The following is a 15127-nucleotide window of genomic DNA, read 5'->3' as shown; positions in this document are numbered from 1 at the left end:
TATGACTAATTTCGCAGAAAACGGTAGGATGGAATTATCAATTAACAAGATTTTAAAGAAAGATATGGATTTAGTTGTTCCGCTTATTATGGAATTGTCTGAGTATCAAACTGAAGAATCATTATTAAAATCCAGAATGCACGAAATGTTCGAGCAGAATTATGAATGCTTTGCTATATATTTAAATGAAGAAGTTATAGGGACTTTTGGACTTTGGTTCATGACGCGTCATTATGCAGGCAAATCTTGTGAGGCAGATCACGTTTTTATTAAGTCTGAATACCAAAACAGGGGTTTTGGAAAAGAAATATTTGAATATATTTTTGACTATGCCAAAGGCAAGGGTTGTGAGATGCAAGAGTTAAATGCTTATGTTCAGAACTTTAAGTCTCATAAATTTTATATGAATTTGGACTATGTAATTAAGGGTTACCATTTTTTAAAAAAGCTATAAATTTTTTGGAATTTGAAAAGTTTAAGGATTATATTTGTACCGTTATGCGAAAGTAGCTCAGTTGGTAGAGCGTCAGCCTTCCAAGCTGAATGTCGCCGGTTCGAACCCGGTCTTTCGCTCCAAAAACCTTCCTGCTTCAGGGAGGTTTTTTTATTTTAAAGCAATTGCTATTTGGAGATAGTTTTTAGGATGAAAAGCTTGTCCTGAGCGCAGTCGAAGGGAACCCGGTCTTTCGCTCTAAAACCTTCCTGAACCGGAAGGTTTTCTTATTTTACAGCAGTTTATTTTTGAGTTAAATAAATGGGTGATAAGTCTGTCCTTTACAGTAGAAGGGAGCCAGAATTTCGCTCTATGCTTTCGTGATCATCCCCTCCTAAATCCTCCCTAGAGGGGAGGACTTTCAACTTACTCCTTTGAATTTTGCTCAAAGGTTTTTGTTTTTACTTTAATAATTCTGCTATTTATAAAAAAAACTGCTCCCTTTTCTTTGGGAAGGTATGGGGTTGGAATATGGGAAGACTTTTAACTTTACTCCTTTGAACTATTTTAAAAAATAGAAAATCCTGTTAGTGTAGTCAGTTTTTCTAAGGCTGACATTCCCAGTTCAGAATTTCCTTTCGGGTTTAATAGAGGACTCCACACGGCTACAGAATATTGTGACGGATGGATTGCAACAATACCACCGCCAACACCACTTTTACCAGGTAAGCCGACTTCAAAACTAAATTCTCCAGCTTCATCGTAAAATCCGCAGGTTTGCATTAAAGCATTTATCCGTTTTACCCGTTTCTTAGATATTATTTTTTCCTCAGTCCCTAATAATTTCCCTTCATTTGCAAAGATCATAAATGCTTTTGCTAATTCTTCACAAGACATGGATAGAGAACATTGGTGGAAATAGAAATCTAAGATTGGCTCTACGTCGTTTTTAATATTCCCCAGAGCCTTCATATAATTTACCAATCCATAATTTCTATAACCGGTAGATTTTTCAGATTCTGCTACTTTTAGGTCATAATCTATATCATTATTCCCAGTGAGTTTCCTTACAAAATCTAAAAGGTCTTTTTTAGGATCTTTCAGATTAGACACCAAAATATCAGCAATTACCAAGGCTCCGGCATTTATAAAAGGATTTCTAGGAACCCCTTGCTCATATTCTAATTGTGTTAAAGAATTAAATGGGTCTCCAGAAGGTTCTACATCTACACGCTCCCATAATGATTCTCCTAAGATTTGCATTGCCATCGTTAAAGTGAAAACTTTCGAAATACTTTGAATAGAAAATTTTTCCTGACTGTCTCCAAAAGAATAATGTCCCGAATTTCTGCAATAAAGATGCATCCCAAATTTTTTAGGATCTACTTTTGCTAGTTCAGGAATATAAGCTGCAACCTTTCCAATAGCACTGTGATAACTAATTTCGTCCTCTATCGTATTGAGAATCTTTTGATAATCCATATTATATTATTTCTGCAAGATTGCTATTAGATTCTCGTTCCAATGGGTCTTGGCCAACTTTAAAAATTCTTGCGGAAAGAGTTCCTCTTAGAATAATATCATCTCCTTTGATTTCCAGCCAACTGCCTTCTCTTAAACCAATTACTGGTTGTGTATTTATAGTATGAAATTCCTTAATTCTAGTTTCGCGAGTTTCGCCCTTATGCTTTGAGTTAAGGTCTGGGTCTAAATAATGCGGATTTAGATTAAAAGGGACAATTCCCAATGTCTTGAAACTTGGTGGGTATATTATTGGCATGTCATTGGTAGTTTGCATAGTAAGTCCACCAATATTTGTTCCTGCGCTGCTCCCTAGGTAAGGAGTCCCAGATAAAATTTGTTCTCGTAAAGAAATCATTAAATTATTTCGGTGTAATTTATCTACCAATAAAAAAGTATTTCCTCCACCTGTAAAAAGACCTTGAGCGTCTTTTAGTGCTTTTTCTTTATCTTCGAATTCGTGTAATCCTCTTACATTTATAGAAATATTTTTAAAAGCTTTTTGCACCATAGAGGTATATTCTTTATGGGTAATTCCTCCTGGTCTAGCGAAAGGAATAAAAATTATTTCGCTACAATTTTTAAACAACTCAGCAATTTGAGGTAGTAAATAAGATAAATATTCTTGTCCGTGCAAGGTAGAAGTACTTGCTAGTAAGGCGTTTTTCATTCACGAATTTTTGTAAATTTAAGTATTGTGACGCTTTAACCAAAGTTTAAGTAAACCTTGTTATATTTATTTCGTCTTAAATTGTTTCTTTAAACAAAAACATTTCTATGAAAAAACTTACCTACCTATTATTAGTTGCGTTCTTTTTTGTGCAGTTTATTTATTCGCAGTCTAATGATAGAATATTAATAAGTGGCTCTATTGAAGTTCCTGTTGGCGAAGACCCTCAAGGGATTAGTGTTTTTAATATTAATTCTCAAGAAGGAACAATTTCTAATGCTGAAGGCAAATTTGCTATTGCTGTTGCAGAAAAAGATAGTATTAAGTTTTTCGCTGTGCAGTTTCAGGAGTTTTTAGTGGTGATTGATCAACGGGTTTTAGAAAGTAAAAAATTAAATATTTACGTGAGTGAATTGGTAAACAGATTGCCAGAAGTTCTAGTTTCTCCGTATGATCTTACTGGAGAATTAAATGTAGATGTGCAAAAATTAGAGGTGATTCAGCTACCCGTTAATATTGATGTAAGTGTGCCGCAAGCTGAATTTGGAAATGTAGAAAATATAGCAAATTTTGGAAAAGCACCTAAAAATCAAGCCTTAGGTTTTAGTCAGACTAGGTTAGTAAATGGCATCAATTTTGTTAACCTTTTTAAGGTTTTGTTAATATCTAACAAGAAAAATGATATTTCTAATCCATATTCTAATTCTTATAATGAAATAGATGTCGAATTAAGACAATTATATAATGACCAATTCTTTAAAGATAATTTTAAAATTAATTTAGAGAACATACCAGATTTCATTTTATATGCAGATAGAAATGGTTTAGAAGAAACGATGTTGAAAAAGGGAAATGAATTGGACTTAATAGATTTTTTAATGGAACAGAGTAAAAAATATAAAAAGCAATTGGATAAAAATTAACCAATGCACTAAGAGTAGCTATGAGAAAAGAAACCTATCTAAAAGTAATAGCCCTACTCTTATTTACTGTTTCCCCTTTATTTGCACAAGAAAACGCCCTGCTTAACGGAAGTATTTCTGCACCTAATCTTGATGGTGCTTCTGTTCATATTATCAATTCTACACAAAAAACAGGAACAGTAAATTCAGATTCAGGATCATTCCAGATCTTGGTGAAAGAAGATGATGAACTTTTGTTTTCCTCAATTCAGTATAAAAATGTTAGCATTCGTATTACTTCAGAAATAATTGAAAAAGGATTTTTGAATGTAGCCTTAGAGGAAGATTTAAATGTCTTGGCAGAAGTAAATATTAGTAATATTGACCTAACTGGAAATATTGCGACAGATATCTTAAATATGGAAGTCTTGGAGGACCTTCCCTTAAATATTAGTTTTGGTGATATTAAAAATTCAACTTTTAAAGCCGATATCAATGATCCTGCAGAGGCTCCAGTGAATAGAGCATTTTTAACTAATGAAGTAATCAAACCTGGCGGAGTTAATTTTTTAGCGCTTCCTGGTGCTATAATGGCTGTTTTAGGTATCGAAGAAAAACCTCAAACACGGGTTTATAATGTGTCAACAAGAACTTCTAGTAAGCAGTTAAGACAATTGTTTGAAGAAGATTTTTTTATTAATACGCTAGAACTCAAAGAAAATGACATAGATGCATTTATATATTATGCAGATGATCACGGATTAAGTAATCATTTTAAAAATTCTAATAAATTAGTTTTAATTGAATTTTTAATAAATCAGAGCAAGCATTATAAAAAGCAATTGAGTAAAAATTAATCGCTGTGCTAAACGATATTAAGAGAAAAGAAACTTATGTAAAAGTTGTAGCCCTACTATTATTTACTGTTTCCCCTTTATTTGCACAAGAAAACGCTCTGCTTAACGGAAGTGTCTCTGCACCTTATCTGGAAGAATCTTCTATTCATATTATAAATACTACTCAAAAAATCGGCGCGGTAAATTCTGCATCGGGATCTTTTAAAATCTTGGTGAGAGAAAATGACGAACTTTTATTTTCTTCTATTCAGTATAAAAATATAACAGTTGTAATTACTTCAGAAATTATAAAAAGTGGATTTTTAGAGGTGGCGTTAAATGATGATGTAAATGTCCTTGCTGAAGTGAATATTAGTAACATAAATCTTACTGGAAACATCAATACAGATATTGCCAATATGAAGGTTTTAGATGATCTTCCCTTAAATTATGGTTTAAGTGATATCGAAAACATGCTTTTTGAAGTTGATATCAATGATTCTCAAAAAGCTCCAAGAGACAGGGCATTTGAAAGTAATGAAATAATGGAACCTGGATTTAGTTTGTTAGCTATTCCCTTAGAGCAATTGTTCAATAAAAAAGAGCGTGAATTTCTTGCCTATGTTTCTGCGAGTAAATCTTCTAATGAAGAATTAAGGTATTTATTTCAGGAAGATTTTTTTATAAATACACTCAAGGTAGAAATGCAATATATAGATGATTTTATTTATTTTGCGATAGATCACGGTTTAAATGATATAATCAAGGAATCCAATAAATTTACAGTAACAGAATTTTTAATGAAACAGAGCAAGAATTATCGAATGCAAATGGAGAGTAATTAATACAAGAAGGATGAGAAAAGAAGCATTTTTAAAGATGATCGCCCTACTATTATTTACTGTTTCCCCATTGATTGCTCAGGAAAATATTGAGATTAGCGGAATTATTTCTGCGCCTTATTTGGAAGAAGCTTCTATTCATATAATAAACTCCACACAAAAAACGGGAACGGTAAATTCAAATTCAGGTTCCTATAGTATTTTGGTTAGGGAGAATGATGAGCTCTTGTTTTCTTCCATACAGTATAAAAATGTTACTATTCGTGTTTCTTCAGAAATTATAAAAAATGGGCATTTAGATGTTTCATTAATCGAAGATCTAAATGTTCTGGATGAGGTAAATATTAGCAATATTAATCTTACTGGAAATATTAATACAGATATCGCACAGATTCCTATTGTTCGGGATATGCCGGTAAATTTCAAGTTTGGAGATATAAAAAATCTGATATTTGAATCGGATATAAACGATTCTCAAAAGGCTCCTTTAAATCTAGCCTTAGGCCAGCGGCCAGGTCTTCCTGGTGCTGATGTTATTGGAATTATTGGCTTAATACTTAGTCCAATACTTCCAGACCCGAAACCACCTGAGATAAAATTGAATTTTGATAAATATAAAAACAATAGTGATATTGTTGCGCATTTGCGTGAGCTTTTTGACGAGAAATTCTTTGCTGAAACCTTAGCTATCAAAAAAGATTTTATAGATGACTTTATATATTATGCAAATGATAATGGATTGGGAGTAATCTTGGTGAAACCGAAAAATCAACTTGCATTGATCGAATTTTTGATAGAGCGAAGTAAAATTTATAACAAGAGCAGGATGGGGCTTAATTAGGTATTTATAATTTTGTAGATTTCTTTGTTCCTGCTTTATACTTTATCCTAAATTGTTTGTTATCAATGTGTTTTCAGAGTTATTAAAATTATTTACTCTTTTTATGGAACATTTTTTGCTTTTATGCTACTAATAGACATCTAGGGTGTCTTAATAAATCTCCTTAATTTTTAGTAGTTCATGAAAATCAAATTTTTACTACCCATTTTTTGCGCTTTAATGTTGATGTCTTTTTCAGTAGCCCATAAATTTTATGTTAGTGTTACAGAAATTGAATACAATGAGAAAGCTGAAAGCCTTCAGATAATTTCTCGTGTTTTTATAGACGATATGGAAGATTTACTTCAAACTAGATATGATAGTAAAATACGTTTAGGAAAGAGTAATGAAACCACTGAGGCAAGTACTTCCATAAACAAATATTTAAAACAGAAAATTGAAATTCAGATAGATGGAAAGACGATGGAGGTAAATTATATTGGAAAGGAATATGAAGATGATATGCTTTTGCTTTATTTGGAAGTTTCAAATGTTTCTTCCTTCAAAAAAATAGAAATTAAAAATGCAATATTAACAGATATGTTTAGCGAGCAAAAAAATCTGGTGCACGTTAACTATAAAGGTTCAACTAAAAGTTTGATCCTCAATAAAGCCAAGCAAGAAGATGTGTTAAACTTTAACGATTGAATTGTAAGGCTGTAATTAATACCTATTTTTAGCAACATTAAAAATCACAAAAAGACAAATGAGAAAATTTAAATCAGCCATGTTGGTGTTTTTCTTAGTTCTTTCTACAGGAATGTATGCTCAGGAAACTGAGATTCCGAAGGAAGAAGTAAAGGAAATGGGCCACACAAATCAAAATCAATTTAGACAACTTTACGAGGAGTTTTCTACTCCTAATCAATATAGAACTGCTTCTGGAGCACCAGGTTCTGCCTATTACCAGAATCAAGCAGATTATAAAATGGATATTGAATTAGATGACAAAACTCAAAAACTTACGGGGGTAGAAACTATTACCTACCATAATAATTCTCCAGATGACCTAGAGTATTTATGGGTTCAATTAGACCAGAATATCCGTTCCAAGAACTCTGTTGCACTAGAGAAGGATGGTAGTGGGATATCTGCTGTGAACCAACCTGGAACTTTTGCAAAACAATTTTTGGATGAGCCTTTTGATGGTGGTTTCAATATTGAGTCTGTTACTAAGGATGGAAAAGCACTTGCTCACACAATTAATTTTACAATGATGCGTGTAGATTTGCCACAACCTTTAAAGGCTGGCGAAAGCACTTCATTTTCAATTAAGTGGTGGTATAATGTAAATAACCACGTTACAGATAGAGCTAGATCTGGATACGAACATTTTCCAAAGGATGGGAATAATGTTTATGTGATTGCTCAATTCTTTCCAAGAATGGCAGTTTACAATGATGTAGAAGGATGGCAGAATATGCAGTTTTGGGGTAATGGAGAGTTTGCGCTTCCATTTGGTAATTACGAAGTAAATATTACTGTTCCTGCAGATCATATCTTAGATGGTACTGGAGAAATTCAGAATAGAAAAGATGTTTATACCAAAGACATGATGAAAAGGTATGAGCAAGCTAAAAAGTCATACGATAAGCCAGTAATTATTGTTACTCAGGCTGAAGCAGAAGCTGCCGAAAAGCAATTTTCAGATAAAAAGCAAACGTGGAAGCTTAAGGCTACTATGGTAAGAGATTTCGCATTCTCTACTTCAAGAAAGTTTATAGTAGACATGATGAATGTAGATGTTATGGGCAAAGATGTAATGGCTGTTTCTATGTATCCTAAAGAAGGAAATCCTTTATGGGAAGAGTATTCTACAAGAGCAGTTGCTACTACTTTAACTTCTTACTCTAAACATACATTTCAATATCCTTATCATAAAGCGATTTCTATCCACGCAAAAAATCAAGGGATGGAATATCCTATGATCTGTTGGAATTATGGACGTCCTGAAGAAGATGGTACGTATAGTGACCGTGTAAAATTTGGGATGATAAGTGTAATTATCCATGAAGTTGGACATAACTTTTTCCCAATGATCGTAAATTCCGACGAACGCCAGTGGGGTTGGATGGATGAAGGTTTAGATACTTTTATGCAATATTTAGCTGAACAAGATTTCGGGAAAGAATATCCTGCAGCGATTTCACCTGAAACTGCATACCCATCTAGAAGAGGATTGCCTGCTAAGATTGTTCCTTATATGAAAGGAGATCAAAAGTATATTGCACCTATTATGTCTAATCCAGAGAACGTTTTCCAATTAGGAAATAACGCTTATGGAAAGCCTGCTACGGCATTAAATATTTTAAGAGAAACAGTAATGGGGCATGAGCTTTTTGACTTTTCTTTTAAAACCTATGCACAACGTTGGATGTTTAAACACCCAACGCCAGAAGATTTCTTTAGAACTATGGAAGACGCTTCTGGCGTAGATTTAGATTGGTTCTGGAGAGGTTGGTTCTACGGAACAGACTATGTAGATATAGGAGTTAAAGATGTTAAGAAATACTTTGTAACAGATAAAGCTACCAAAGAAGGATTAGCAACATTGGAACGTTATGGGGTTACAGATCCAGAGAGTATGGATTTTGTGTATGTTGTAGAAGAAGGAAGTGATGAATACTCTGAAGATATGAAATCTAAGAATGTTTTAGAAAATGCTCCAAAATTACAAGCATATTTAATGGATAATTTTACTGCTGAAGAGCGTGCAAAAATGAAATCTCCTAAGTTTTTCTATGAGATCACTTTTGATAAGCCGGGTGGATTAGTAATGCCTCTAATAGTGGAATATACTTACGCAGATGGAACTACTAAGAATGTAACTTATCCAGTACAAGTTTGGAGAAAGAACGATTCTGAAATTAGTAAAGCAATTGCAAGTGATAAGGAAATTACTAAAGTAGTAATAGATCCTAACATGGAAACTGCCGATGTGAATCTAGATAATAATAGTTGGCCTCAAGAAGCTAAAGAGAATAAATTTGAGCAATTCAAAAAAGAAGCTGGAGAGTAATTTTTCAGAACAATAAATTAAGCCGACTTTAACGAGTCGGCTTCTTTTTTTAATATATATTGTGATTATCTTTGTTGCTATGATAACACTTCCATTATTTATAAGTGGTGCCGAAATTGGTTTTATAATATTTATATTAATCATGGTTTTTGGGGCCGATAAAATACCAGACATCGCTAGAGGTCTAGGTAAAGGTATGCGTACTTTAAAAAATGCATCTAACGACATTAAGAGTGAAATAACCAAAAGTGCCGAAAAGCAGGGGATTAATAAGGATATCTCTAACGACGTTAAAAATGAAATTAGTAAGGTGAAAGAGGACTTAGATGAAATTACAGGATCTATAAAACGTAGATTTTAATGCTAGAACACTTAAATAAATGGGACAGGGAACTGTTTATTTATTTAAATAGTCTTGGAATTGAAGAATACGATAGTTTTTGGATCTTCGTTACCAATATAAAACATTGGATTCCTTTATACATACTTTTTTTTATTCTGTTTTTTATAGCTTTTCACAAGAAGAAAGCTCTATTCAATTCTGCATTCTTATTATCTTCATTTCTAACCACCTTAGCTTTTACAAATTTTGTTAAAGGAATAGCAGAGAGACTTAGACCCAATAATGATCCAGAATTATTGGACATTATTAGAATATTACAAACCCCAACTAATTATAGCTTTTTCTCAGGACATGCTTCCTCATCCTTTGTAGTAGCCACTTTTGTGGTGCTAAGTTTAAAGGAAAAATATAAGTGGATCTATTTAGTCTATATCTGGCCAGTAATTTTTGTTTTAAGCCGAGTATATGTAGGTGTTCATTATCCACTAGATCTTTTAGTAGGTGCAATAGTAGGTTTGATCTTTGGCTATATATTCTATAAATTATACCTTCTAACGGGGAAAAGATTTTATTAAGCTTTCTTGCGGCTTAAGCTTAATCCGTCTCTAATAGGCAATAGCACCGTTTCTAATCGTTCGTCTGTAGCTACCATTTTGTTGTATTCCAAAAGTGCTTTTGTAGATTCATCATCTTTCTTCAATGTTTCTACCACCTTTCCACTCCACAAAACATTATCTGTAAGTAAAACACCTCCAGGGTTCAATTTATCTATTATAAGATCGAAATACTTAGGATAATTTGGCTTGTCTGCATCCATAAATACAAGATCAAACTTCATGTCTAATCCGGGTATAATTTCTAAAGCCTCACCTAAATGCTGGTAGATTTGATCTCTGAAGCCGGAAAGCTGGAAATATTTATTCTGAATAGTTTGCAACTCTTCATTAATATCTAAAGTGTGAATTTCTCCATTTTCTTTTAATCCTTCAGCTAAACAAATTGCAGAATATCCGGTATATGTTCCTAACTCTAAGATTGTAATGGGATTTATAATCTTAGATAGAATACTAAGAAGCCTCCCTTGATAATGCCCGCTAAGCATTCTAGGTTGAAGTATTTTTTGATAGGTTTCTCTAGTTAATTGAGCCAAAATATCAGGCTCGGCTTGGGTGTGAGAAACAGTGTAATTATCTATTGCTTCGGGAAGAAAATGCATGTGAATATATTTTACCGCAAATTTAAACATATCTGCCTTCGTAAATCCTTAAGAATTAAGAATTGTTACTTTTTGTAGCTGAATATTAGTGGTATTTTTACAACAAATATGTAGTATGACATTTGAAAACACCCTAGATTTTGCTAAAAAATTGGATGCTGAAGATAAATTAGCTTCTTATAAGAAGGAGTTCATTTTTCCGAAGGTAAATGGAAAAGAAGTGATCTATTTCACTGGAAATTCTTTAGGTCTTCAGCCTAGATCTGCTAAGAAATATGTAGATGAGGTGATGGAAGATTGGGCTAATTTGGCGGTAGAGGGTCACTTTTATGCAGAAAAGCCTTGGTGGGATTATCATGAGCGTTTTTCAGCTAAACTAGGGAAAGTGGTAGGAGGAAAGCCAAGTGAAATTACAGTGATGAATACACTAACTGTAAATCTACATTTATTGATGGCTACTTTTTATAAACCTGAAGGAAAACGTTTCAAAATAATTTGTGAAGAAAAGGCCTTTCCTAGCGATCAATATATGATAGCATCTCAAGTAAAATTTCATGGGTATACAGAGGATGAAGCGGTAGTGAAGATCGAAAAGAGAGAAGGAGAGCATTTTTTTAGAACAGAAGATATACTTGCGAAAATTGAAGAAGTTGGTGAGGAATGCGCTTTAGTACTTATAGGAGGGGTAAATTATTATTCCGGACAAGTTTTAGATATGGCGACTGTTACTAAGGCAGGACATGCCATTGGAGCTAAAGTAGGTTGGGACCTTGCTCATGCAGCAGGAAATATAGAATTAAAACTACACGACTGGGATGTGGATTTTGCAGCTTGGTGTAGTTATAAATACATGAACTCTGGTCCTGGAAACGCATCTGGCTGTTTTATTAATGAAAAGTACCACGGTTTAAAAGATATTACAAGATTAGAAGGTTGGTGGGGACATAATAAGGAACGTCGTTTTTTAATGGAACCCGAATTTCAACCGGAACCTAATGCACATGCTTGGCAAATTAGTAATGCGCCTATATTAGCAATGGCACCATATTTAGCTTCTCTTGAAATGTTTGATGAGGTAGGAATGCCAGCTCTTATAGAAAAGCGAAATAGGATTGTAGCTTATCTTCAATTTATCTTACATGAAATTGATAAGGATGTGGATGCTAGTTTTGAAATTATAACTCCATCAAAACAAGACGAGCGAGGAACACAATTATCAGTTTTTCTTCACGGGGAAGGAAAGGAGCTCTTTAATTATTTAATGGAAAATGGGGTGATTACAGATTGGCGAGAGCCAAACGTGATTCGCTTGGCTCCGGCACCATTTTACTGTTCTTTCCAAGATATGTATAATTTTGGACAGATCTTAAAGAGGGGGATTCTTAAAATTTAAACCCTCACTGAGGGTCGAATGTATGTTTCAATAGCCATCGAGAACTCCAAGATTTTTAAAAATTCAGATCTAATTTAAAATAGTATTTTTTTATCCCTAATTGAGGGTTTAATTCTCCGCGGCTTGCCTCGAATTTTTTAATAGTATTTTCCAATTCATACCTCGTGGTCTCTCACCGAGGTTCTTGATTAAGTCCTCCCTGCTGGGGAGGATTTAAGAGGGGATGCTTTAAGGTTTTTACTTTTATTTTAATTTGATATCTGTAAAATACAACTGAAAACTGCTGTCTGCAGATTTATGCATTTTTGCAATAGGTATTCCTTTATAAGTTTCGTAGTCTTCCCAGGTAGTTGTTAACTCTCTACCTGTTGAAGAAACGTAGGTCCACTCCTTAATCATATTATCTTCTCCAAAAAAGATATGGTAAGAATCGTCTGGAGAATAACCACCTTTTCCATTATAGCTCACCGTAAGCATTTTCATTTCTTCATTACTAATTGGAGAAATACCTTTTTCGTTATAGGTAGATTCAAAATCGCTCCACATTAATTGATACGGAAAAAGTAACCAATAAGAATCGTTTATGAATTTTTGATCTGCAGCCAATGCTTTTTCAGCTAAACTATCACCCTGAGTATAGCTAATTGATTCTCCATTTTCTGTTAGCTGAATTTTTTTGCTTTTAGGAAACCATTTCCAAACCCGTTCCGCTCGCAATGTGTCATTTACTTTTACATTAAACGTAAAATTTAATTCCTCCAATTCTTTGAATTCCTCTATACCATTAGCATTTGCAATTTGAGCAGTTATAGGAAGCTCCTCGGAGTTTTTGGTTATGGAATTATTTGCGTCTTCAGATTTTGATTGGTTGTCCTTACAACCAATTAAAACAGTAAAAAGTAGACAGAGTGTAAATATTTGTTTCATAATTATATAATTTTATTAAAAGTAGCTATTCTAATTCTATTTTAGAATTATGCATAAAAAAAGCCCTTTGAATTTCAAAGGGCTTTTTAAAATGTATGTATTAATTACAATCTTCTTCCTGTTAAAAGTTTATACAAAATAAGGATTACTGCAATTACAATTAAAATGTGGATGATACTACCTAAATCTGGGAAGGCAAAATATCCGATTAACCATCCAATGATTAGTAGTACTACGATTAGCCAAATTAAATCTTTCATATTGTTAGTTATTTATTGCAACAATAGTTGCGTATTAATGGTTATAGATTATTTCAATTAAGAATTAAAAATTACTAGTTAGTACTTAAAACTTTAAAATTCCCAATTGAATAATCTGATTAGATTTCAATACGAATTTATGGAAAGCACTAACTAATCTAATCTATTTTAACGAGTGTTTAACTAATTTCTTAAAATTTTTATAGAGATGATAAGTGAAATAATTCTGTTTTTGTGCTTTGAATCTAGGTATATGTTGCTCTTTAATATTTTAATATAAAGAAGGTTAGGTAAATAATTACTAACTTTTATAATATTGATAATTCAAAAAAAGCAATAGTAAACTACATTTCATTTTCAGCTTTATTAATTCTCATTTCAAGATCTTCCAAAACTTCGCTAACAGAATCTACATTATCTGACGATTTTTGATGAGCATCTTCCATAGCCTTTTCTAGTTTTTTATCTGGATGTTGAAAAAGATCTGTAATCACATGGTTGATTTTGTCTATAACACTTTCTTGGCTGTGTTTAATATCTTCTAGTTTATTTAATATGCTCTTTAATTGATCTATTTTCTCTTGTTTCATTGTTGAAGTTTTAGATTTATAAATTATATTTATTATTTATTAACGGTTTCTTCCTTTAATTTTGGGTAATCGGTATAGCCTTTTGATCCTGGTGTGTAAAAAGTGTCTTCATCCCATTTTGCTAAATCAGCATTTTTTTCAAATCGGTTTGGTAAATCTGGATTGGAAATGAATAATTTTGCAAAAGAAACTAAGTCTGCATTTCCTTCCTTAATAACGTTATTTCCTTTTTCTTGGTCAAAACCTGCATTGATCATCAATGTGCCTTTATATATAGGTCTATAATGTTTAGCTATTTCAGAAACTAAGTAATCTATTTCACTAACATCTGTAAAAGGTTCAGATAAGTGCAGATAAGCTAAATTATATGCATTTAATTTTTCTATAATATAATCGAATGTTGGAATGCTTTCTTCTGTAGCAATAATTCCAAATACTTCGTTTAAAGAAGGGTTGAGTCTTACTCCAATTTTCGTTTCTTCCCAAACTTCATTTATAGCATCTATAACTTCAAAAAAGAATCTAGCTCTATTTTGAATACTTCCGCCATATTCATCTGTTCGTTTATTGGAATTTTTATTAAAAAATTGATGAATTAGATAGCCATTGGAGGAATGAATTTCTACTCCATCAAATCCAGCATCTTTTGCTTTTTGCGCTGCTTTTTTAAATTCTTGCACAGTTTCTTTAATCTCTACCAGGCTCATTGCTTTAGGTTCTACCGTATCTTCAAATCCGTCCTTAGTAAAAGATTGCGCATTAGGATTAACCGCACTTGGAGCTAAAGGTTTTTCACCATCATGAAACTTAGGGTGAGACATTCTACCACAATGCCATAATTGGATAAAGATCTTTCCACCTTCCTCATGAACCGCATTGGTAACTTTTTTCCAAGCCTCAGCTTGAGCATCTGTGTATATGCCAGGTGTATTAATATATCCAACCGCTCTTTCAGAGATCTGAGAACCTTCAGTAATAATTAAGCCCGCTCCACTTCGTTGTTTATAATATTCTACATGAAGATCTGTAGGTACACTTTCACTGTTATCTGCCCTATTTCTGGTCATTGGAGCCATTACAACTCGATTGTTTAAAGTGAGATCTTCTAATTTATACGATTCTAATAATGGTTGGTTATCTTTCATGTCGTTTTATTTAAAAATTAAATTTAAAGGATGCATAGTTTATGCGGTGTTAAACAAATTGTAATTGGGGTGGTTTTTAACTTTATTTTAATGACTCTTGAGTTAGAATCTGATTTTTAATAGGGAATATTATAAGATTTTGATTTACGA

17 protein-coding genes and 1 tRNA gene are annotated in these 15127 nt (G+C 32.9%); 11 read left to right on the top strand and 7 right to left on the bottom strand.

What is annotated here, in order from left to right:
• Positions 1-28: 28 nt before the first annotated feature.
• Together I130_RS10225 and I130_RS10220 are read left to right on the top strand one after the other, a co-directional pair.
• Positions 29-454, top strand: coding sequence for a GNAT family N-acetyltransferase (locus I130_RS10225; protein WP_034922666.1), 426 nt, complete (start codon positions 29-31; stop codon positions 452-454).
• A gap of 46 nt (positions 455-500) precedes the next feature.
• Positions 501-576 (top strand) — tRNA-Gly (locus tag I130_RS10220).
• A gap of 424 nt (positions 577-1000) precedes the next feature.
• Here the strand turns inward: I130_RS10220 and I130_RS10215 are convergent.
• Positions 1001-1915 (bottom strand): glutaminase, encoded by a 915-nt coding sequence (locus tag I130_RS10215; RefSeq protein WP_034922566.1) that lies wholly within the window; start codon positions 1913-1915, stop codon positions 1001-1003.
• 1 nt (position 1916) lies between these two features.
• Positions 1917-2624 (bottom strand): dipeptidase PepE, encoded by a 708-nt coding sequence (gene pepE, locus I130_RS10210; RefSeq protein WP_034922563.1) that lies wholly within the window; start codon positions 2622-2624, stop codon positions 1917-1919.
• A gap of 107 nt (positions 2625-2731) precedes the next feature.
• On the opposite strand from pepE, the gene I130_RS10205 reads away from it, so the two are divergent.
• From I130_RS10205 to I130_RS10170, 8 genes are all read left to right on the top strand, one after another.
• Complete coding sequence (locus I130_RS10205; protein WP_034922559.1) at positions 2732-3547, top strand: hypothetical protein; 816 nt, start codon at positions 2732-2734, stop codon at positions 3545-3547.
• Between the two features lie 20 nt (positions 3548-3567).
• Positions 3568-4383, top strand: coding sequence for a hypothetical protein (locus tag I130_RS10200; protein ID WP_034922557.1), 816 nt, complete (start codon positions 3568-3570; stop codon positions 4381-4383).
• A 5-nt stretch (positions 4384-4388) separates the two neighbouring features.
• A complete protein-coding gene (locus I130_RS16255; RefSeq protein ID WP_051119674.1) occupies positions 4389-5207 on the top strand; it encodes a hypothetical protein in 819 nt (272 codons plus the stop codon).
• A 10-nt stretch (positions 5208-5217) separates the two neighbouring features.
• A complete protein-coding gene (locus tag I130_RS10190) occupies positions 5218-6045 on the top strand; it encodes a hypothetical protein (RefSeq protein ID WP_034922555.1) in 828 nt (275 codons plus the stop codon).
• Positions 6046-6225: 180 nt separating this feature from the next.
• Positions 6226-6732: a DUF6702 family protein gene (locus I130_RS10185; protein ID WP_034922552.1), complete on the top strand. Its 507-nt coding sequence runs from the start codon at positions 6226-6228 to the stop codon at positions 6730-6732.
• Between the two features lie 58 nt (positions 6733-6790).
• Entirely contained in the window at positions 6791-9103 is a 2313-nt protein-coding gene (locus I130_RS10180; protein ID WP_034922550.1) for a M1 family metallopeptidase, read from the top strand.
• 79 nt (positions 9104-9182) lie between these two features.
• Positions 9183-9464, top strand: coding sequence for a twin-arginine translocase TatA/TatE family subunit (locus I130_RS10175; protein WP_034922547.1), 282 nt, complete (start codon positions 9183-9185; stop codon positions 9462-9464).
• Entirely contained in the window at positions 9464-10021 is a 558-nt protein-coding gene (locus I130_RS10170) for a phosphatase PAP2 family protein (protein ID WP_034922544.1), read from the top strand. The genes I130_RS10175 and I130_RS10170 overlap by 1 nt, the downstream gene beginning before the upstream one ends.
• On the opposite strand, the gene I130_RS10165 is transcribed toward I130_RS10170, so the two are convergent.
• Positions 10018-10662, bottom strand: coding sequence for an O-methyltransferase (locus I130_RS10165; RefSeq protein ID WP_034922541.1), 645 nt, complete (start codon positions 10660-10662; stop codon positions 10018-10020). The genes I130_RS10170 and I130_RS10165 overlap by 4 nt on opposite strands.
• A gap of 115 nt (positions 10663-10777) precedes the next feature.
• Here I130_RS10165 and kynU point away from each other — a divergent pair, with 115 nt between their 5' ends.
• Positions 10778-12055, top strand: a complete 1278-nt coding sequence (gene kynU / locus I130_RS10160; RefSeq protein ID WP_034922538.1) for a kynureninase — start codon at positions 10778-10780, stop codon at positions 12053-12055.
• Positions 12056-12298: 243 nt separating this feature from the next.
• On the opposite strand, the gene I130_RS10155 is transcribed toward kynU, so the two are convergent.
• From I130_RS10155 to I130_RS10140, 4 genes are all read right to left on the bottom strand, one after another.
• Entirely contained in the window at positions 12299-12982 is a 684-nt protein-coding gene (locus tag I130_RS10155) for a hypothetical protein (protein WP_034922536.1), read from the bottom strand.
• A 104-nt stretch (positions 12983-13086) separates the two neighbouring features.
• Entirely contained in the window at positions 13087-13242 is a 156-nt protein-coding gene (locus I130_RS16635) for a lmo0937 family membrane protein (RefSeq protein ID WP_034922533.1), read from the bottom strand.
• 344 nt (positions 13243-13586) lie between these two features.
• Entirely contained in the window at positions 13587-13832 is a 246-nt protein-coding gene (locus I130_RS10145) for a hypothetical protein (protein ID WP_034922530.1), read from the bottom strand.
• 32 nt (positions 13833-13864) lie between these two features.
• The gene (locus I130_RS10140; protein WP_034922527.1) at positions 13865-14977 is read right to left on the bottom strand and encodes an alkene reductase; all 1113 of its coding nucleotides are present in this window, start codon (positions 14975-14977) and stop codon (positions 13865-13867) included.
• Positions 14978-15127: the final 150 nt, after the last annotated feature.

The sequence above is a fragment of the Gillisia sp. CAL575 genome (assembly GCF_000403785.1).
Classification (GTDB): Bacteria; Bacteroidota; Bacteroidia; order Flavobacteriales; family Flavobacteriaceae; genus Gillisia.
The sequence above is the reverse complement of the archived record's forward strand: the minus strand, read 5'-3'. Positions and strand labels throughout refer to the sequence as shown.

Coding starts and splice junctions, on each gene's coding strand:
- I130_RS10225 (WP_034922666.1), top strand. CDS start 29: ATGGAATTATCAATTAACAAGATTTTAAAGAAAGATATGGATTTAGTT.
- I130_RS10215 (WP_034922566.1), bottom strand. CDS start 1,915: ATGGATTATCAAAAGATTCTCAATACGATAGAGGACGAAATTAGTTAT.
- pepE (WP_034922563.1), bottom strand. CDS start 2,624: ATGAAAAACGCCTTACTAGCAAGTACTTCTACCTTGCACGGACAAGAA.
- I130_RS10205 (WP_034922559.1), top strand. CDS start 2,732: ATGAAAAAACTTACCTACCTATTATTAGTTGCGTTCTTTTTTGTGCAG.
- I130_RS10200 (WP_034922557.1), top strand. CDS start 3,568: ATGAGAAAAGAAACCTATCTAAAAGTAATAGCCCTACTCTTATTTACT.
- I130_RS10190 (WP_034922555.1), top strand. CDS start 5,218: ATGAGAAAAGAAGCATTTTTAAAGATGATCGCCCTACTATTATTTACT.
- I130_RS10185 (WP_034922552.1), top strand. CDS start 6,226: ATGAAAATCAAATTTTTACTACCCATTTTTTGCGCTTTAATGTTGATG.
- I130_RS10180 (WP_034922550.1), top strand. CDS start 6,791: ATGAGAAAATTTAAATCAGCCATGTTGGTGTTTTTCTTAGTTCTTTCT.
- I130_RS10175 (WP_034922547.1), top strand. CDS start 9,183: ATGATAACACTTCCATTATTTATAAGTGGTGCCGAAATTGGTTTTATA.
- I130_RS10170 (WP_034922544.1), top strand. CDS start 9,464: ATGCTAGAACACTTAAATAAATGGGACAGGGAACTGTTTATTTATTTA.
- I130_RS10165 (WP_034922541.1), bottom strand. CDS start 10,662: ATGCATTTTCTTCCCGAAGCAATAGATAATTACACTGTTTCTCACACC.
- kynU (WP_034922538.1), top strand. CDS start 10,778: ATGACATTTGAAAACACCCTAGATTTTGCTAAAAAATTGGATGCTGAA.
- I130_RS10155 (WP_034922536.1), bottom strand. CDS start 12,982: ATGAAACAAATATTTACACTCTGTCTACTTTTTACTGTTTTAATTGGT.
- I130_RS16635 (WP_034922533.1), bottom strand. CDS start 13,242: ATGAAAGATTTAATTTGGCTAATCGTAGTACTACTAATCATTGGATGG.
- I130_RS10145 (WP_034922530.1), bottom strand. CDS start 13,832: ATGAAACAAGAGAAAATAGATCAATTAAAGAGCATATTAAATAAACTA.
- I130_RS10140 (WP_034922527.1), bottom strand. CDS start 14,977: ATGAAAGATAACCAACCATTATTAGAATCGTATAAATTAGAAGATCTC.